This window comes from Nonomuraea sp. NPDC004186 (genome assembly GCF_053603495.1).
Genome location: NZ_JBSGFQ010000082.1, coordinates 44,269 through 61,260, shown reverse-complemented (window position 1 = coordinate 61,260; position 16,992 = coordinate 44,269). Strand labels below are relative to the sequence as shown.

The following is a 16,992-nucleotide window of genomic DNA, read 5'->3' as shown; positions in this document are numbered from 1 at the left end:
CAAGGTCATGTAGCCGCACGGTGATCACCGCCACAAGGCAAAGTTGCACCTGCGGCATGAGTTATCTCCTGCGAATGGTGGGATTGTCGTTTCAGGCGGAAGGGCTATTTCCGCGAAAAGGCATCGACATGTGGATACGTGGAACAGTGCGCCTCGCAGTAGTCGCACTCCTCGGCATTGAGATAACCATAATCGCGCTGGCCTCGGCCGCTTCAGCCGCCACCCACCCCGAAGGGTCGGCTGCGCCGGACAGCCAAAAATCGGCCGAGTCCGAGGGCTCGGAGCAGGGGGCCGGGCCGGACTCGGGCCGGACCTGGGCGTTCGATCGGCTCATGGCGGCCGGTGAGGACATCACCGCCACGCCGGGCTGGCCCTTCAGCGACTCGGCCGACGAACAGGAGGGACCGCCCGACGACTGGACGCCGCCCCGCCTGCACGGGCCCGCGCAGCTGACGGTCATCGACCCGCCGGCGATGGCACCGCGATCTCCGGCCACCAGAGCCGCCAAGAGCCGCGTACGTACCAGAGTGGCCCGGATGCCCCGGGTACGGCCGCGCGCGGCGCTCAGGCGCTCTGAAGTCGATCTGACGCGTGTCCTGCCGCGCTTCGGGGCCATGCACATGTCCCACGGCCTGGCCACCGGCTGGCTGAGGAGCGGGGGCGTGCGGATGAAGTCGACCGGCAACTGCTCCAGCAAGCACGTGCACCACTGCACGTCGCTCGACTCGGTGCGGACCGGGACCATCGCCCGGATGATCGAGCTGAAGCGCGAGAGCGGCTGCCCGATCATGGTGACGGGTGGCACGGAAGCGGGCCACGCACCCGGGCAGTACAGCCACGGCAACGGCTACAAGCTCGACATCTCTCACAACACCTGCATCGACCGGCACATCACGCGTTACCACGCGAAGGCCGGCGTGCGCAGCGACGGCGCCCGGCTCTACCGTTCCGGCTCAGGCACCGTCTTCGCCGACGAGAGCGACCACTGGGACATCCTCTTCCGGTGACAGAGCCCGGGTGAGGGTACGCCGTGCGGGGAGCGCACGGCGTCACACCACCTGGACAGCACCGGACGGCGGACGCCGTGCGGAACGCACGGCGTCACACCATCCGGATGAGGTTACAGCTCGCCCGCGACCAGCTCGGCGATCTCCGCCGCGTTGAGCGCCGCGCCCTTGCGCAGGTTGTCACCGCACACGAACAGGTCGAGCGTGTTGGGGAAGTCGATCGCCTGACGGATGCGGCCCACGTAGGTCGGGTCGTTGCCCACCACGTCGAGAGGCGTCGGGTAGACCCCGTTGGCCGGGTCGTCCATGAGGACCACCGTCGGCGCCGCCTCCAGGACGCGGTGCGCGTCGGCGACCGTGATCTCACGTTCGAACCGCGCGTGCACGGCCAGCGAGTGAGTCGTGATCACCGGCACGCGCACGCAGGTCGAGGAGACCTTGAGGTCGGGGATGCCGAGGATCTTGCGGGACTCGTTGCGGAGCTTGAGCTCCTCGGAGGCCCAGCCGCCGTCCTTGTAGGAGCCGGCCCACGGCACCACGTTGAACGCGATGGGCGCGGGGAACGGCGAGTCGTCGGGCAGCTTGTTGGCCAGCACCTTGCGTACGTCACCGGCCGCCTGGCCCACCGTGCGGTCGCCCGCCAGCGCCTCGACCTCGTCGTAGAGCCGCGCCGAACCCGCCACGCCGGCGCCCGACACCGCCTGGTAGGAGGCGACGACCAGCTCCGTGAGCGTGAACTCGGCGTGCAGTGCCCCCATGGCCGCCATCATCGACAGCGTCGTGCAGTTGGGGGTGGAGATGATGTTGCGCGGCCGGTTGCGCGCGTCGAGCGGGTTGACCTCGGGCACGACCAGCGGCACGTCCGGCTCCATCCGGAACGTCCCCGACTTGTCGATCACGATCGCGCCGCGCTCGGCCGCGATCGGCACCCAGACCGCCGACACCTCGTCCGGCACGTCGAAGATCGCGATGTCGATGCCGTCGAACACCTCGGGCGCGAGGGCCTGCACCACGACGTCCTCGCCGCGCACCTGGAGCACCTTGCCCGCCGAACGCGGCGAGGCGACGAGACGGATCTCGCCCCAGATGTCCTCACGCGACGACACGATGTCGCGCATGACGGTGCCCACGGCGCCGGTGGCGCCGATCAGGGCGAGAGTAGGCCTGCTCATCGTCCGCTACCTCCGTACACCGTGGCTTCGACCTGGTCGGCATCGAGCGAGAACGCGCGGTGGGCGGCCTGCACGGCCGTGTCGACACCGTCCTGCTCGACGACCACCGAGATGCGGATCTCCGAGGTGGAGATCATCTCGATGTTGACCCCCGCGTCGGCGAGGGCCGCGAAGAACGTCGCCGTGACGCCGGGGTGCGAGCGCATGCCCGCGCCGATCAGCGACACCTTCCCGATCTGGTCGTCGAAGAGCAGCGACTCGTAACCGATCTGACCCTGGATCTTCTTCAGCGACGCCAGCGCCGTCTGGGCGTCGGCCGTCGGCAGCGTGAAGGAGATGTCCGTGCGGCCCGTGGCCGCGGCCGAGACGTTCTGCACGATCATGTCGATGTTGATCTCGGCGTCGGCCAGCGTTTTGAAGATCGAGGCAGCCTCTCCGACCTTGTCGGGGACCCCGACAACTGTGATCTTGGCCTCGCTCCGGTCGTGTGCGACGCCGGAGATGATCGGCTGCTCCATCTCGGTTCCTTCGGTGTAAGGGTCGGAGACGACCCAGGTGCCTTCCTTGGTGCTGAACGAGCTGCGTACGTGAATCGGCAGGTCGAACCGGCGAGCGTATTCGACGCAGCGCAGATGCAGGATCTTCGCGCCGCACGCGGCCATCTCCATCATCTCGTCGTACGAGATCCTGGGGATCTGCCGCGCCGCCGGCACGATGCGGGGGTCGGCGGTGAACACGCCGTCGACGTCTGTGTAGATCTCGCACACGTCGGCCTGCAGGGCCGCCGCCAGCGCCACCGCCGTGGTGTCGGACCCGCCGCGGCCCAGCGTGGTGATGTCCTTGGTGTCCTGCGAGACGCCCTGGAAGCCGGCCACGATCGCGATGTTGCCCAGGTCGATCGCCTCACGGATGCGGCTGGGCGTCACGTCGATGATGCGCGCCTTGCCGTGGATGGAGTCGGTGATCACACCTGCCTGCGAACCGGTGAACGAACGGGCCTCGTGGCCGAGGTTGGCGATCGCCATCGCCAGCAGGGCCATCGAGATGCGCTCGCCCGAGGTCAGCAGCATGTCGAGCTCGCGGCCCGGGGGCAGCGGCGACACCTGCTCGGCCAGGTCGAGCAGCTCGTCCGTCGTGTCGCCCATGGCGGAGACGATCACGACCACGTCGTTGCCGGCTTTTTTCGTCGCGACGATCCGCTGCGCGACCCGCTTGATGCAGGACGCGTCGGCGACGGACGAACCACCGTACTTTTGCACAACGAGCGCCACGAGAGTCTCCCGGTTTGGACTGTGAGCTGCCAGTCTACTGGGGGCTTCTCATGAACCCGATGGGCTGTACCACTATCTGGACGATCAGACGGTCGTCTCCTCGGCGACGTCCAGACGCGAGTGCGCGGCCAGGGCCTGGAGGGCACGCATCGCGGCGCCCGCGTGGTTGCCCCAGGTGTTGAAGTAGGAGTACTGCCACCACCAGAGCGCCTCGTGGGGCCGCCCCGCGTGGTAGTGGCGCAGGCCGTGGATGAGATCGGCGGCGACCGCCGTCAGGTCGTCCGAGAGCCGGTAGGGCGTGACACCGGTGTCCTTGTACGGGTCGAACACCTCGGCGTAGTCGTCGACCGGCCGCAGCCGCTCGGCCAGCGCGGTGCGGACGCCGTCGATGTCGGGGTCCTCGCTCATGGCCGGCTCGTAGTTGCCCGCGAGGATCACGTCGCGGTTGGCCCCGAGCTTGGCGCCGGCCAGGCTGACCTGCGCGACCTCCACCAGCAGCAGCGACCAGATGGCGTCGCCGCCCTCGCCGCCGGCGACCCTGGTCAGGCCGTCGACATAGTCCTGCGCGTGCCCGGAGATCTCTTCGGCCAGCGCATTCCACTGGTCAGACATCCAGCAGCCTCCGTCCTTCGAAAGCGCGGCCCAAGGTCACCTCGTCGGCGTACTCGAGGTCACCGCCCACAGGCAGACCGCTGGCCAGTCGTGTCACTTTGATGCCCATCGGCTTGACCAGACGGGCGAGGTAGGTAGCCGTCGCCTCGCCCTCGAGGTTGGGATCGGTGGCGAGGATGAGCTCGGTGACCCGGCCATCCGCCAGACGTGTCATGAGCTCGCGGATGCGCAGGTCGTCGGGGCCGACGCCGTCGATCGGGCTGATCGCGCCGCCGAGCACGTGGTACGTGCCACGGAACTCGCGCGTCTTCTCGATCGCGACGACGTCCTTCGACTCCTCCACCACACATATCACGTGGGTGTCGCGGCGCGGGTCACGACAGATCCGACACTCCTCTTCGGAGGCCACGTTTCCGCAGACGCGGCAGAAACGGACCTTCTCCTTGACCTCCAGCAGCGCGTGCGCGAGCCGCTTGACGTCGGCCGGATCGGCCGCCAGCAGGTGGAACGCGATCCGCTGCGCGCTCTTGGGACCGACGCCGGGCAGCAGGCCCAGCTCGTCGATCAGGTTCTGGACGACCCCCTCGTACATGCCTAGAACCCTGGCAACTGTCCGAGGCCGCCGCCACCCAGCCCCTGGGCCAGCGGGCCGAGCTTCTCCTGCTGCAGATCGGCCGCGGCGCGGACGGCGTCGCGGACGGCCGCGATCACCAGGTCGGCGATCGTGTCCGCGGTGTCCTGCGCGTCCCCGGCGTCGATCACGCTCGGGTCGATCCTGAGCTCCAGCAGCTCACCTGAGCCGTTGACCACGGCTGTGACAAGGCCACCGCCCGATGAGCCCTCGATCTGCGCGTCGTTGAGCTCCTGCTGGGCGCTCACAAGCTGCTGCTGCATGAGCTGGGCCTGCTCCAGCAGCTGCTGCAGGTTGACATCCCCTGGGTTCACCGTCGTGCGCTCCTCGTGGCTCCGGTTCTTGACTGCCACGAGCCTACGGGGTTTGGGCGTCGTCCTGTACTGGTGCAGCCCTACCTGGGATGTTTTTTGGCCGGATCTCGGCCCCCCTCCAGCGTCCGAGACCCGGCCACCACGTCGGCGGAGCGGCCGCACCACGCCGACGCGTTGCCACAAGAAGTTAGCGACCCTGACGTTGCACACACGTTGCGTTCATTCAATCACCCTGTGCAATCCCCCCTTAGGGGTTGCGCGGACCGCCCGCAGGACGGATGCTCTTTGTTGACTACTTGGAGTGACCGATGAGTTACGCAGACCTCGACGCGTACTCGCGCCTGCTACGCGGAGCGCACGAAGCGGCGGTGGCGGCCGGCCGCGTGCCTCCGGAGCTGCCCCGCCGCCTGATCACCGCCTCCTGGGAGCGGTCGCTGGAGGCCGGGATCGACCCGGAGGGCAAGAGCGCGCCCCTGGTCTACGACCTTTCCCACATCAAGGACGTCCGCCAGGCGCACCCGTTGCAGCCGTTGCTGCCCCTCATCGCCCAGACGCTGTCCAGCCTGGCCGACGAGGTCCTGATCGTCACCGACGGCGGCGGACGGGTGCTGTGGCGCGAGGGCAACCACGCGATCATGCGCCGGGCAGACCAGATCGGTCTGGCCGACGGGCACCAGTGGGCCGAGGGCACGGTCGGCACCAACGGCATCGGCACCGCGCTCGAAGCGGGCCGGCCCGTGCACGTCTACTCCGAGGAGCACCTCATGCGGGTGCTGCACATCTGGTCGTGCAGCGCCGCCCCGATCACCGACCCGGACTCGGGCCAGACCGTCGGCTGCGTCGACGTCAGCGGCACCTCGCGCAGCCTGCACCCCGCGACCGTCGCGCTGGTCGCCGCCACGGCCAAGCTCACCGAGACCCAGCTCGCGCTGCGCATGCACGAACGCGACGAGCGCCTGCGCCGCCGCTTCGAGTCCCTGCGCGGGCGGCCCGGGGTCCTGCTGTCGGCCACCGGCCGCGTGCTCTCCGGCGACCCGGCCGGCTCCCTGGGCGAGCGCATCCGCCTGTCCGGCCGTCGGGTGATACTCCAGGACGGTTCCGCCGCCGTGCTGGAGCCGTTCTCCGACGGCTTCCTCCTGCGTCTCACATCCTCCGCGGCGCCTCCCACGCTCGCCCTGTCCTTCCTCGGCGAGGGGCAGCCGGTGGCCACGTTCGGCGAGCTCGACCGGCCGCTCTCGCTCCGGCACGCCGAGATCCTGGCCCTGCTCGCATTGCATCCGCACGGGCTGACGGCCGAACAGCTCTCGTTCCACCTCTACGGCGACGACGGCAACCCGGTGACCATCAGGGCGGAGATCCACCGGCTGCGGGCCCAGCTCGGGGAGGCCATCGCGGCCAAGCCGTACCGGCTGACCTGCCCGCTGGAGGCCGACTTCCTGGAGGTACGCCGCCACCTGTCGGCCAACGACTCCTGCGCGCTGGCCCGCGCGTACCGGGGCCCGCTGCTGCTCCGCTCGGAGTCGCCGGAGATCCGCCGCGAGCGGGACGAGCTGGAGGCGCAGGTACGCGTGTGCCTGCTGCGGCACGGGTCGCCGGACGAGCTGTGGACGTACGCGCAGACCTGCAGCGGCCGGGACGACTACGAGGTCCTGGAGCGCCTGGCCGCCCTTCCCTCCACCGACCCCCGCTCCGCCGCCGCCCGCTCCCGACTCTGCCCCTGACGCTCAGGTGCGGTCTTCCCGCTCGGCCTTCGGCGCGGCCTCAGGCGTGATCGATCTCGCCGATCACCCGGGCGCCGAGCTCGCGCTCCAGCAAAGCCATGCCGGAGACCGCGTCCACGTCGGCGTCGACGTCGTTCAGGGGGTCGACGTCGTCCGACTCCGGGCCCTTGTTGCGGCTGGGGACGCTCTCCGGCCAGGCCGCGGCGCTGCCACGGGCAGCCGGAACGCGCGGACCCGCCTGGGCCGCGGCCCGCGCCGCCGACTTCGCGGCGGCCATCCCGCCGCCGACCGCGACGACGGTGTTCGTGGGGTCGGGGGCCGGCGGTGAGCCGGGGCTGAGGTCGTCAGGAGCGTCGGGCCAGGACTCGTCCGTGGTCTGACGTCCGGTGGACCCGGCCGCGGGGTGGCCTGGGCCGGCCTCCTGGGAGTCCCCGTCCTCGTGGGACCCGCCGTGGGAGGCCGTACGCCCCTGGGAAACGTGCGCCCCCGGCTGGGCGCCCGCCCCACCCTGGGCACCGGCAGGTCCAGGCACGCCGGAGGGGGCGGAAGGCGGACCGGCCGAACCGGAGGCGGCGTGCGGGCCGGCCGAGCCAGGGGCCGCGCCGTGGCCTCCCGCCGCGCCATGACCTCCCGCCGCGCCGTGGCCGCCCGCCGGGCCGCCGTGCGCGGGCGGGCGGGGAGCGCCCCGGGACGCGGAGCCGCCGCCGGGGGCCGGGGAGCCGCCGACGACCGCCTCGACGCGCCACGTGCCGCCGAGCACATCGCCGAGCGCACCGGCCACGACGGCGTCCTTGCCACCGCCCGTGAAGTTCTTCATCGCGCCGACCTGGGTGAAGCCCAGCGTGACGACGTTGCCTTCCACACCCACCACCTGGGCGTTGGTGCTCACGTTCGCCCAGACGACGATGCTGCGCTGCTTGAGCGAGGCCAGCACGGCGGCCCACTGCGCCTGCAGGGCCCCCGCCCCGCTCCCGGTGGGAGGGCCGCCACTGGGCTGTCCGCCGTTGGCCGCCTGGGGCGCGCCGCCTGCCGCTGGGGCCGCCTGTGTCACGGAAGGCGAACCGGGACGAGCCGGCTCAGGCCAGTCGTCACCCCCCGCCGCACCGGAACCGGCAGCCGGACCCTGGCCACCCACCGCCGCTTCACCCGCGCTCCCAGCACCCGCCGGGGCCGGCGCGCCACCCTGCCCGGACGAGACACCCGGTCGAGGAATGGACACCGAACCGGGACCGGCTGGACCGGCTGGACCGGAAACGGCCGGGACGGAGACAGGCGGGACAGAAGCCACGGAAGGGACGGGCGGGGCGGCGACCCTGGCGGCGGCCATCTGAGCGACAGCCCCACCACGCTCCAGCCGCTCGATACGGGCGAGCAACGCCTCCTCACCCTGCGCGGCCCCCGGAAGCAGGACGCGCGCGCACATCAGCTCCAGCAGCAGCCGAGGCGAGGTGGCCCCGCGCATCTCGGTGAGACCGGCGTTGAAGACCTCGGCCGCACGGGTGAGCTCCGCCGGGCCCATCGAAGCGGCCTGCTGAACCAGGCGCTCCAACTCATCGGCGGGCCGGTCGAGCAGCCCGCTCGCCGCCGCCTCGGGGACGTTCGCCAGGATGACCAGGTCACGGAAGCGTTCGAGCAGGTCGGAAGCGAAGCGGCGGGGGTCGTGGCCGCCCTCGATGACCCGGTTGACCGCGTGGAACACCTGCCCGCCGGCACGCGCCGCGAACGCGTTGACGACCTCGTCGAGCAGGTCGCCGTCGGTGTAGCCGAGCAGGGAGACGGCCTTGGCATAGGTGATGCCGTCCTCCTCGGCCCCGGCGAGGAGCTGGTCGAGGATCGACAGCGAGTCACGCGCCGAGCCCGCGCCCGCCCGTACGACGAGGGGCAGCGCGGTGGGCTCGAAGGGCACGCTCTCCGAGGTGAGGATCTCCTCCAGCAGCGCGCGGAGCGTCGCGGGCGGCATCAGCCTGAACGGGTAGTGGTGGGTACGCGACTTGATCGTGCCGATGACCTTTTCCGGCTCGGTCGTCGCGAAGATGAACTTCAGGTGCGGCGGAGGCTCCTCGACGAGCTTGAGCAGCGCGTTGAAACCCTCCCGGGTCACCATGTGCGCCTCGTCGATGATGTAGATCTTGTAGCGCGCGGAGACGGGGGCGAAGAACGCCCGCTCACGCAGGTCGCGCGCGTCGTCCACGCCACCGTGCGAGGCGGCGTCGATCTCGATGACGTCGAGGTGGCCAGGACCGGTGGGGGCGAGCGCGACACACGACTCGCAGACACCGCACGGGTCGGGCGTCGGCCCCTGCTCGCAGTTGAGAGAGCGCGCCAGGATGCGCGCGCTGGAGGTCTTGCCACACCCGCGAGGGCCGCTGAACAGGTAGGCGTGGTTGATCCGCCTCGTACGCAACGCCTGCCGCAGCGGGTCTGTGACGTGCTCCTGACCCTTGACCTCGGCGAACGTCCCGGGCCGGTACTTGCGGTAAAGCGCAAGGCTCATGCGACCATCCCGCCTGCGAGGGGGCTCTCAACGAAGAGACCCCTCGCACACCCGCCAGAGCCCGCTTATCCTTGCTGCCTTCCGGCCCTGGGGAGGTTCACAGGATGACGCCGCGCGAGGGGTCCCTGCACAGTCTAGCCGGATGACGCAGTGCTCGCTCCACACCGGAAAAGGTGGTCTGCACACGCCCAGAAGTCCGGTAAGCTCGTCGGCGGAGGATTCGCCTAGTGGCCGAGGGCGCACGCTTGGAAAGCGTGTATAGGGCAACCTATCAGGGGTTCAAATCCCCTATCCTCCGCGCCTGGTTGAGGCAGTAAACGCGAAGGGGCCGACCCCATCCAAGTCGGCCCCTTTCGCTATTCCGGGCCTTCCCGCCTCCCAGATGAGACTCCAGACCTCTGCTTGGCCACGGTCTGCCGGATGTCGTCGGTGACGTGCTGGTACCGCGCCGCCATGCCCGAACCTGACCACCCCACGCCGAACAGGCGGGCCGGTCGCTATTAGGTGTGACGTCGGAGGCGGTTTTGTCGAGATTCTGTGCACTGAGCGGTTGACGGCATCACGGCGCTGTCATGATCTCGGAGGCGCCTCACCGATGGGATCCGCGATGCCTACTCGCTCGCTCGTGCTGCCGGCCGCCTCGCTCTTCACGGGCTGCCTCGCAGTTCTGGTGCTCGTCCAGGACTCCGACGTCAACTGCTGACAGGTGTCCCGTGGAGGATCTGTTCGGCGGGGCTGCGCCGTACTACGCGAGATACCGGCCGGGCTACGGCCGGGCGGCGATGGAGCATCTGGCGGAGACGTTCGGCGAGGACGGGCGGGTGCTGGATCTCGGCTGTGGTCCCGGGACGATCGCAATCCCGCTGGCCCGGCGGGTGAGGGCGGTGCTCGCGGTGGATCCGGCGCGGGAGATGCTCGCCGAAGGGAGGCGGCTGGCCGGGGGTGTCGCCAACATCACCTGGGTGCGGGGCGACTCAACCGTTCTGCGGGGGTTGCCGCCGTTCGAGCAGGTGGTGATGGGTCGGTCGTTCCACTGGATGGATCGTAGGTCCGTGCTGACGGAGCTGGACGAGCTGCTGCCGGCCGGCGGCGCGGTGGCGCTGGTCGGCCCGGCGAGGCAGCGGGGAGAGCCGTGGCAGCCGGACTCGCAACCGTGGCAGCCGGTCGAGAGGCGGGTGTGCGAGGAGTTCGGCCTCGACATCCGCACCGCGGCCAACTCGTTCCACGCGACGGGCGAGCACCACCACGAGGTGCTGGCCGCCTCGGCCTTCAGCAGGGTGGAATCCCGGGTGTTCAGCCGGCGGCTGGTCTGGGACGTGGATGGACTGGTCGGGCTTCAGCTCTCCTACTCCTACAGCTCGCCCGCCAGGCTGGGCGACCGTCTGCCCGCGTTCGTCGAGACGCTGCGACGGGCGTTGCTCGCCGACAACCCGGCAGGCCGGTGGGAGCAGGAGCTGGCGAGCGAGGTGCTGGTCGCCAGGAGGCCCTGAGGCGCAGGCGAATCTAGGGTTTCACCCGGCCGGCCCGGGACTCCAGGTACCGCTGCTCGGCGAGGCTGGCCGTGGACTTCGCGGCGCGCCGGTAGTGCTCGTACGCCCCGGCCGTGTCGCCGGTCTTCTCCAGCAGATGCGCCCGTACGGACAGCAGCCGGTGATGCCCGGCCATCCGCTCGTCGCTGTCCAACGTGGACAGCAGGGCCAGGCCGGCCGACGGGCCCTCGGTCTCGGCGAGCGCGATCGCGCGGTTGAGGGTGACCATCGGGTTGGGCGCGATCCGTTCGAGGATCAGGTAGAGGGCGTGCACCTGCGGCCAGTCGGTCTCCTCGGCCGTGGCCGCGTCGGCGTGCGTGGCGGCGATGGCGGCCTGCAACTGGTAGGGCCCCAGCGCCGGGCCGGCCAGCGACGCCTTGACCAGCTCGATGCCCTCGTCGATCAGGCCCCGGTCCCACTTCGTACGGTCCTGCTCGTCCAGCGGTATCAGGTCGCCGGCCGCCGTCGTACGTGCCTGCCGGCGAGCGTCGGTCAGCAGCATCAGCGCGAGCAGCCCGGTCACCTCGCCGTCCTCGGGCAGTTGCGCGTGCACCATCCTGGCCAGCCGGATCGCCTCGTGCGCGAGGTCGGAGCGGTGCAACTCGCTGCCCGAGGAGGCGGTGTAGCCCTCGTTGAAGATCAGGTAGAGCACGTGCAGGACGACCTGCAGCCGCTCCTCGCGTTCCGGGCCCTCCGGCAGGCCGAACGAGCTGCCGGCGGCCTTGATGCGCTGCTTGGCCCGGCTGATCCTGGCCGCCATCGTGGCCTCCGGCACCAGGAACGCGCGGGCGATCTCAGCAGTGGTGAGCCCGCCGACCGCCCGCAGCGTCAGGGCGGTCTGGGAGGCCGCGGTCAGGGTCGGATGGCAGCACAGGAACAGCAGGACGAGCGTGTCGTCGGTGTCCGGCACGTCCTCGGGCTTCACCTCGGTGGCCGTGGCCGACTCGCGCTCGCGGCGCGCATGGTCGCTGCGCATCTGGTCGATGAGCCGCCGGGAAGCGACTGTGACCAGCCAGCCGCGCGGGTTGTCCGGCAGTCCCTCTGCCGGCCACTGCACGGTGGCGGCGAGGACGGCCTCCTGCACGGCGTCCTCACACTCCTCGAACTGGCCGTGCCGGCGTACCAACGCGCCGAGGACCTGCGGCGTGAGCTCACGCAGCAGGTCCTCGATGGCTGATGTCGTCATGCCTCCAATTGTCCGTCAGCGAACATCACCTGCCGCACCTCCACCCCCAGCCCCTGGATCGCGGTGTCCGGGATCTGGGTCGCCAGCTCGATCGCCCGCTCCTTGTTCTCGCAGTCGATCAGGTAGAAGCCGCCCAGGTACTCCTTCGCCTCCAGGAAAGGGCCGTCGGTCACCACCGGCTGGCCGTTGCGTACGGACACCACAGCCGCCTGTGACGGGTCGACCAGCGCCTGCGTGGTGATCAGCTCGCCGGATTCCTTCAGCGCCTCGATGAACCTGCCGTGGCCGTCGCCGATCGCCGCCTTCTCCTCGTCGGTCAGCGCGTCCAGCACGGCCGGATTGATGTGCAGGCTGATCAGGAACTTCATCGTGTCCTCCTTGTGGTTCGCGAGCCCCGGCCGGGGCCTTCGACCGGTTGGTCGGAGCCGCTGCCGCCGTCTTGACATCCCCGGCAGAACATTCGCACAAGTTTTTCGCCGCCCCACCGTGGCGGCAGTCGCGCGAGGTCTCCCCCGTGTCGATGTCAAGAAACTCTCGCCCGCTCCGACCAACCGGCGAAACGTCGAGAGAACAGGGAGTTTCGGATATGAGAGTCAACCGGGCATGGCTGGGACTGGCCGTCCTCATGCTGCCGACATTGCTCGTCGCGATGGACATGACGGCGTTGCTCCTCGCGCTTCCGCAGCTGAGCGCCGACCTGGGTGCCACCAACGTCGAGCAGCTGTGGATCAGTGACAGCTACGGGTTCATGGTGGCCGGCATGGTCATCACGATGGGGACGCTCGGCGACCGGATCGGCCGCCGGCGGCTGCTGATGATCGGCGCGGCGGCGTTCGCGGTGCTGTCGGTCGTGGCCGCCTTCGCGGCCGGCCCGCTGATGCTGATCGTCGCACGGGCGCTCCTGGGCATCGCCGGCGCGACCCTGGCGCCGTCCACGCTGGCCTTGATCACCAACATGTTCCGCGACGAACGGCAGCGGGGGCAGGCCATCGCGATCTGGGCGACCTGCCAGTTCACCGGCGGCGCGCTCGGACCCGTGCTCGCCGGATTCCTGCTCCAGCACTTCTGGTGGGGATCGGTGTTCCTGGTCGCCGTGCCGGCGATGGCGCTGCTGCTGCTCACCGGGCCGGTCCTGCTGCCGGAGTTCCGCAGCGACCGGGCCGGCCGGCTGGACCTGGCCAGCGTCGGGCTGTCGCTCGTGGCGGTGCTTCTGATGGTCTACGGCCTCAAGCAGCTGACCGTCGAGAGCGTGCCGGTCGTGCCGGCGGTGGCCCTCGTCGTCGGCGCGGTCGTCGGATCGCTGTTCGTACGCCGGCAGCTGCGGCTGGAGACGCCGCTGCTGGACCTGCGGCTGCTCCGCAACCGGCCGCTCACGGCCGTGATCGTCGCGCTGGTCTTCGCCGGCATCGCCATGGCCGGCACGGGCCTGCTGGTGACCCAGTACCTGCAGAGCGTGCTGGACTTCTCGCCGGTCGCGTCGGCGGTGCTGTTCGCGCCCATGGGCCTGGGCGTGGCGGTCGGCACCATGGCCGCGCCGGCGCTGGCCCGGCGGATGAAGCAGACGACCGCGATCGCCGGCGGGCTGGTGGGGTCGGCGCTGGGCAGCCTGCTCCTGGTCGCCGTCGACGGTCCGAGCGCGCTGCCGCTGGTGATGATCGGCATCACCGTACTGGCGCTGGGCACCGGCCCGCTGTTCGCGCTGGGCACCGGCCTGGTCGTCGGGTCCGTGCCGCCGGAGCGCGCCGGCTCGGCGGCGTCGATGTCGGAGACCGGCAACTACTTCGGCGGTTCGCTCGGCTTCGCGCTGCTCGGCGTGGTGGCCGCGGTGGTCTACCGCAGCCGGATGGACGGCACGTCCGACTCGCTGGCCGGCGCGGTCGCCGCCAGCCGGCACCTTCCCGCGAGCCAGGGGGCGGAACTGCTGCACGCGGCGCGGGAGGCCTTCACGGCCAGTCTGCATGTCACGGGCGGTGTCGCCGTGGTCGTCTTCGCCGGGATGGCCGTACTGGTCCTGGCCATGCGCCCGGCAACCCGGGCCGCCTCGGCCCCGCTCCCCGAGGGCGCTCGCTCATGAGCCGGTGGTCGCCGCTGTCAGCCGCGCCGACGCTAGGCGGCCACCAGGGCCTTCGATCGGTCGGTGGCCATGTGGATGGCGAAGGCGCCGAGGATCGTGCCGGTGACGTAGCGCTGGACGCGGAGCCAGAGAGGGCGGCTGCCCAGGAAGGCGGCCAGCGCGCCGGCCGAGATGGCGATCAGGCCGTTGACCGTGGTGGCGACCACGATCTGGACCGAGCCGAGCGCCAGGCTCTGCAGCAGTACGTGGCCCATCGAAGGGTCGATGAACTGCGGGAGCAGCGACAGGTACAGGATGGCGATCTTGGGGTTGAGCAGGCAGGTCAGCAGGCCCATGCCGAACAGCTTGCGCGGGGGTTCGGGGGTGAGCGTGCGCGGCTGGAAGGCCGAGGTGCCGCCCGGCTTGACGGCGTTCCAGGCCAGCCAGAGCAGGTACGCGGCGCCGGCGAGCTTGAGTGCCGTGTAGGCGGCCGGTACGTACGCGAAGACCGCCGTCAGCCCCAGGCACGTCGCGGTCAGGTAGAGCGTGAAGCCGAGGAAGACGCCGGTGAGGGAGATCAGGCCGGCCCGGCGGCCCTGGGAGATCGATCGTGAGATCAGATAGACCATGTTCGGCCCGGGCGTGAGAACCATGCCCAGCGACACCAGCGCGATTCCGATCAAGCCAGCCGTCATATCGGCAGATTAGCGGACATATCCGGTCGCGCGCATCCCAGTTTGTCGCGCTGCGTATTCGACCCGTTGCTGGGGAGTAGGGAGGCATGCAGTTCGACGACGACGCGCAACTCGATCCGTCGCAGGTCGAGGACGTACGGGCCTCCGGTCCGCAGCCGGGCGGGGGCGGGATGCCGGGCGGGTGCATGCTGCCCATCGGCGGCCGAGGAGGCTGCGGCGGCTGCCTGCTGCTCATCCTGGCGGCGGCCGGGCTGTTCCTGTTCGGGGTCATCCCCTCGCCGTTCAGCGGCCAGGGAGGCGGGCCGCAGGGCGGCGGGCGGCAGCCGAGCGCCCCGGCCATGCCCGCCCAGACCGGCAACCTGGCGGCGCGGTGCCGGACCGGCGCCGATGCCGAGCAGTCCGAGGACTGCCGCGTCGTCGGCACGGTCAACAGCATCCAGACGTACTGGCGGCAGGCGTTCCAGGAGCGCGGGCGCACGTACAAGCCCGCCAGGACCGTGCTGTTCTCCAACGCTGTCAACACCGGCTGCGGCACGGCCGACGCCGCCGTGGGCCCGTTCTACTGCCCCGTCGATCGCAAGGTCTACCTCGACCTGTCGTTCTTCAACACGCTCCAGCGCGACTTCGGCGCCGAGGGCGGTCCGTTCGCGCAGGCGTACGTGGTCGCCCACGAGTACGGCCACCACGTCCAGAACCTGCTCGGCACCATGAACAGGGTCGGCCCCGACAGCAGGCCCGGCGCGGGCAGCCCGTCGGTGCGGCTGGAGCTGCAGGCCGACTGCTACGCGGGCGTCTGGGCGCACAACGCGGTCAAGACCGGCTTCTTCCGGGAGCCGTTCTCCCAGACGGACATCGACCAGGCGCTCAGCGCGGCCGCGGCGGTCGGCGACGACAGCATCCAGCGCCGCACACAGGGCCGGGTGACCCCCGACGCCTTCACCCACGGCACGTCGCGGCAGCGGGAGAGCTGGTTCAGCGTCGGGTACGACAGCGGGGACCCCAAGCGGTGCGACACGTTCTCCGGAGGTATTTGATACCGGTCTGTGGGGAAGCTGTCATGCGGGCGGCACCTCCGGAAGGGACGTCAGCATGGACTTCAGGGACGACGTCGAGCTCGACTCCTCGCAGGTCGAGGATGCCGGCGGCGGTTATTCGGGCGGTGGTGGCGGTGGCTTCCCCGGCGGCATGATCATCGGCGGTGGCGGCATCGTCAGCCTGATCGTGCTCGTGCTGGTCGTCGTGCTGAACAACGTGGGCGGTGGCGGCGGCGCCGAGCCCGCCCAGCGGCGGTCCCCGTCCAACCTGTCCGGGCAGTGCCGGACGGGCAAGGACGCCGACCAGTCGGAGCGGTGCCGGGTGGTGGGTGTGGTCAACAGCATCCAGGACTACTGGAAGCAGGAAATTGCGGGATATCGGGCGGCGAAGACCATCCTCTACTCCGGTCGCTTACGTACGGGCTGCGGCACGGCCAGCTCGGCGGTCGGCCCCTTCTACTGCCCCGGCGACCAGCGCGTCTACCTCGACCTGAGCTTCTTCGACCAGCTCCACACCCAGTTCGGCGCCAAGGGCGGGCCGTTCGCGCAGGCGTACGTGATCGCCCACGAGTACGGCCACCACGTGCAGGACCTGCTCGGCGCGCTCGACACGGGCGGCTCCTCCGTCTCCACCGAACTCCAGGCGGACTGCTACGCCGGCGTCTGGGCGCACAACGCGGTCAAGACCGGCTTCTACGAGAAGCCGTTCACCCGGACGGATATCTCCGAGGCCCTGGACGCCGCCGCGGCGGTCGGCGACGACAGAATCCAGCAACGCACCCAAGGCAGAATCGATCCTGAATCGTTCACGCACGGCAGCTCCAAGCAACGCGTCAACGCCTTCCAACGCGGCTACGAAAAGGGCACAGCCGACTCCTGCGAACCGGGCGACCTGCGCTGACGCTCCCGGACAACGCAAGGAATCGGATTCTCTCCTAAAATCGGGGGGGTGATCTTCAAGCTTGTCGGCGACGGACGCCCTTATCCCGACCACGGTCTCTCTAACCGAGAGTGGGCGCAGATCCCTCCACGGCAGGTCCGGCTCGACTCGTTGATCACCACGAAGGCCGTACTGGACCTGCATTCGCTGCTCGCCGCCGACTCCACCTTCTACGGCGACCTTTTCCCGCACGTGGTGCAGTGGCAGGGCGAGCTCTATCTGGAGGACGGTCTGCACCGCGCGTTGCGCGCGGCCCTGCACCAAAGATCGATCCTGCACGCCAGGGTCCTCGAGCTGCCCAACTGAGAAAGGGAAAAGGGAGCCGCGGGATTC

At 70.2% G+C, this 16,992-nt stretch carries 16 protein-coding genes, 1 tRNA gene and 1 other RNA gene; 8 read left to right on the top strand and 10 right to left on the bottom strand.

Annotated elements, in window-relative coordinates; genetic code table 11:
• Positions 1 to 332: 332 nt before the first annotated feature.
• Positions 333 to 1,007 carry a hypothetical protein gene (locus ACWEPL_RS45620; protein ID WP_452439891.1) on the top strand — a complete coding sequence of 225 codons (675 nt, stop codon included), beginning with the start codon at positions 333 to 335 and terminating at the stop codon, positions 1,005 to 1,007.
• Positions 1,008 to 1,120: 113 nt separating this feature from the next.
• On the opposite strand, the gene ACWEPL_RS45615 is transcribed toward ACWEPL_RS45620, so the two are convergent.
• The 5 genes from ACWEPL_RS45615 to ACWEPL_RS45595 all read right to left on the bottom strand — a co-directional run bounded on the left by ACWEPL_RS45615 (position 1,121) and on the right by ACWEPL_RS45595 (position 5,007).
• The gene (locus tag ACWEPL_RS45615; RefSeq protein WP_350724078.1) at positions 1,121 to 2,179 is read right to left on the bottom strand and encodes an aspartate-semialdehyde dehydrogenase; all 1,059 of its coding nucleotides are present in this window, start codon (positions 2,177 to 2,179) and stop codon (positions 1,121 to 1,123) included.
• A complete protein-coding gene (locus ACWEPL_RS45610) occupies positions 2,176 to 3,450 on the bottom strand; it encodes an aspartate kinase (protein WP_350724080.1) in 1,275 nt (424 codons plus the stop codon). Before ACWEPL_RS45610 ends, ACWEPL_RS45615 begins: the two co-directional genes overlap by 4 nt.
• An 84-nt stretch (positions 3,451 to 3,534) precedes the next feature.
• Positions 3,535 to 4,062: a DUF5063 domain-containing protein gene (locus ACWEPL_RS45605; protein ID WP_350724082.1), complete on the bottom strand. Its 528-nt coding sequence runs from the start codon at positions 4,060 to 4,062 to the stop codon at positions 3,535 to 3,537.
• Entirely contained in the window at positions 4,055 to 4,654 is a 600-nt protein-coding gene (recR, locus tag ACWEPL_RS45600) for a recombination mediator RecR (RefSeq protein ID WP_103957155.1), read from the bottom strand. The genes ACWEPL_RS45605 and recR overlap by 8 nt, the downstream gene beginning before the upstream one ends.
• A 2-nt stretch (positions 4,655 to 4,656) precedes the next feature.
• Positions 4,657 to 5,007, bottom strand: coding sequence for a YbaB/EbfC family nucleoid-associated protein (locus ACWEPL_RS45595; RefSeq protein WP_350724084.1), 351 nt, complete (start codon positions 5,005 to 5,007; stop codon positions 4,657 to 4,659).
• 308 nt (positions 5,008 to 5,315) lie between these two features.
• On the opposite strand from ACWEPL_RS45595, the gene ACWEPL_RS45590 reads away from it, so the two are divergent.
• Positions 5,316 to 6,728, top strand: a complete 1,413-nt coding sequence (locus ACWEPL_RS45590; RefSeq protein WP_363978947.1) for a GAF domain-containing protein — start codon at positions 5,316 to 5,318, stop codon at positions 6,726 to 6,728.
• A 40-nt stretch (positions 6,729 to 6,768) separates the two neighbouring features.
• Here ACWEPL_RS45590 and ACWEPL_RS45585 read toward each other — a convergent pair whose 3' ends face one another.
• Positions 6,769 to 9,222, bottom strand: a complete 2,454-nt coding sequence (locus tag ACWEPL_RS45585; RefSeq protein ID WP_452439890.1) for a DNA polymerase III subunit gamma and tau — start codon at positions 9,220 to 9,222, stop codon at positions 6,769 to 6,771.
• A 31-nt stretch (positions 9,223 to 9,253) separates the two neighbouring features.
• An RNA gene (gene ffs, locus ACWEPL_RS45580) (signal recognition particle sRNA small type) lies at positions 9,254 to 9,349 on the bottom strand.
• Positions 9,350 to 9,435: 86 nt separating this feature from the next.
• On the opposite strand from ffs, the gene ACWEPL_RS45575 reads away from it, so the two are divergent.
• Together ACWEPL_RS45575 and ACWEPL_RS45570 are read left to right on the top strand one after the other, a co-directional pair.
• A tRNA-Ser gene (locus ACWEPL_RS45575) sits at positions 9,436 to 9,520 on the top strand.
• A 415-nt stretch (positions 9,521 to 9,935) separates the two neighbouring features.
• On the top strand, positions 9,936 to 10,712 hold the full coding sequence (locus ACWEPL_RS45570; protein ID WP_363978941.1) for a class I SAM-dependent methyltransferase: 777 nt from the start codon (positions 9,936 to 9,938) through the stop codon (positions 10,710 to 10,712).
• Positions 10,713 to 10,725: 13 nt separating this feature from the next.
• On the opposite strand, the gene ACWEPL_RS45565 is transcribed toward ACWEPL_RS45570, so the two are convergent.
• Both ACWEPL_RS45565 and ACWEPL_RS45560 read right to left on the bottom strand, forming a co-directional pair.
• Positions 10,726 to 11,937, bottom strand: a complete 1,212-nt coding sequence (locus tag ACWEPL_RS45565) for an RNA polymerase sigma factor (protein ID WP_449947945.1) — start codon at positions 11,935 to 11,937, stop codon at positions 10,726 to 10,728.
• Positions 11,934 to 12,305: a YciI family protein gene (locus tag ACWEPL_RS45560; RefSeq protein ID WP_350724098.1), complete on the bottom strand. Its 372-nt coding sequence runs from the start codon at positions 12,303 to 12,305 to the stop codon at positions 11,934 to 11,936. Before ACWEPL_RS45560 ends, ACWEPL_RS45565 begins: the two co-directional genes overlap by 4 nt.
• A 218-nt stretch (positions 12,306 to 12,523) precedes the next feature.
• Between ACWEPL_RS45560 and ACWEPL_RS45555 the strand changes: the two genes are divergently transcribed.
• The gene (locus ACWEPL_RS45555) at positions 12,524 to 14,011 is read left to right on the top strand and encodes an MFS transporter (RefSeq protein WP_452439889.1); all 1,488 of its coding nucleotides are present in this window, start codon (positions 12,524 to 12,526) and stop codon (positions 14,009 to 14,011) included.
• 32 nt (positions 14,012 to 14,043) lie between these two features.
• On the opposite strand, the gene ACWEPL_RS45550 is transcribed toward ACWEPL_RS45555, so the two are convergent.
• Positions 14,044 to 14,685 carry a LysE family translocator gene (locus tag ACWEPL_RS45550; RefSeq protein ID WP_452439888.1) on the bottom strand — a complete coding sequence of 214 codons (642 nt, stop codon included), beginning with the start codon at positions 14,683 to 14,685 and terminating at the stop codon, positions 14,044 to 14,046.
• Between the two features lie 86 nt (positions 14,686 to 14,771).
• On the opposite strand from ACWEPL_RS45550, the gene ypfJ (ACWEPL_RS45545) reads away from it, so the two are divergent.
• Genes ypfJ (ACWEPL_RS45545) through ACWEPL_RS45535 form a run of 3 tightly spaced genes read left to right on the top strand, consistent with a single transcriptional unit; the run spans position 14,772 to position 16,965 of the window.
• Positions 14,772 to 15,719, top strand: coding sequence for a KPN_02809 family neutral zinc metallopeptidase (gene ypfJ, locus ACWEPL_RS45545; protein WP_363978929.1), 948 nt, complete (start codon positions 14,772 to 14,774; stop codon positions 15,717 to 15,719).
• 55 nt (positions 15,720 to 15,774) lie between these two features.
• Positions 15,775 to 16,620: a KPN_02809 family neutral zinc metallopeptidase gene (ypfJ, locus tag ACWEPL_RS45540; protein WP_452439887.1), complete on the top strand. Its 846-nt coding sequence runs from the start codon at positions 15,775 to 15,777 to the stop codon at positions 16,618 to 16,620.
• 48 nt (positions 16,621 to 16,668) lie between these two features.
• Positions 16,669 to 16,965: a type II toxin-antitoxin system VapB family antitoxin gene (locus tag ACWEPL_RS45535; RefSeq protein ID WP_185069514.1), complete on the top strand. Its 297-nt coding sequence runs from the start codon at positions 16,669 to 16,671 to the stop codon at positions 16,963 to 16,965.
• Positions 16,966 to 16,992 lie beyond the last annotated feature (27 nt).

Coding starts and splice junctions, on each gene's coding strand:
- ACWEPL_RS45620 (WP_452439891.1), top strand. CDS start 333: ATGGCGGCCGGTGAGGACATCACCGCCACGCCGGGCTGGCCCTTCAGC.
- ACWEPL_RS45615 (WP_350724078.1), bottom strand. CDS start 2,179: ATGAGCAGGCCTACTCTCGCCCTGATCGGCGCCACCGGCGCCGTGGGC.
- ACWEPL_RS45605 (WP_350724082.1), bottom strand. CDS start 4,062: ATGTCTGACCAGTGGAATGCGCTGGCCGAAGAGATCTCCGGGCACGCG.
- recR (WP_103957155.1), bottom strand. CDS start 4,654: ATGTACGAGGGGGTCGTCCAGAACCTGATCGACGAGCTGGGCCTGCTG.
- ACWEPL_RS45590 (WP_363978947.1), top strand. CDS start 5,316: ATGAGTTACGCAGACCTCGACGCGTACTCGCGCCTGCTACGCGGAGCG.
- ACWEPL_RS45585 (WP_452439890.1), bottom strand. CDS start 9,222: ATGAGCCTTGCGCTTTACCGCAAGTACCGGCCCGGGACGTTCGCCGAG.
- ACWEPL_RS45565 (WP_449947945.1), bottom strand. CDS start 11,937: ATGACGACATCAGCCATCGAGGACCTGCTGCGTGAGCTCACGCCGCAG.
- ACWEPL_RS45560 (WP_350724098.1), bottom strand. CDS start 12,305: ATGAAGTTCCTGATCAGCCTGCACATCAATCCGGCCGTGCTGGACGCG.
- ACWEPL_RS45555 (WP_452439889.1), top strand. CDS start 12,524: ATGAGAGTCAACCGGGCATGGCTGGGACTGGCCGTCCTCATGCTGCCG.
- ACWEPL_RS45550 (WP_452439888.1), bottom strand. CDS start 14,685: ATGACGGCTGGCTTGATCGGAATCGCGCTGGTGTCGCTGGGCATGGTT.
- ypfJ (WP_363978929.1), top strand. CDS start 14,772: ATGCAGTTCGACGACGACGCGCAACTCGATCCGTCGCAGGTCGAGGAC.
- ypfJ (WP_452439887.1), top strand. CDS start 15,775: ATGGACTTCAGGGACGACGTCGAGCTCGACTCCTCGCAGGTCGAGGAT.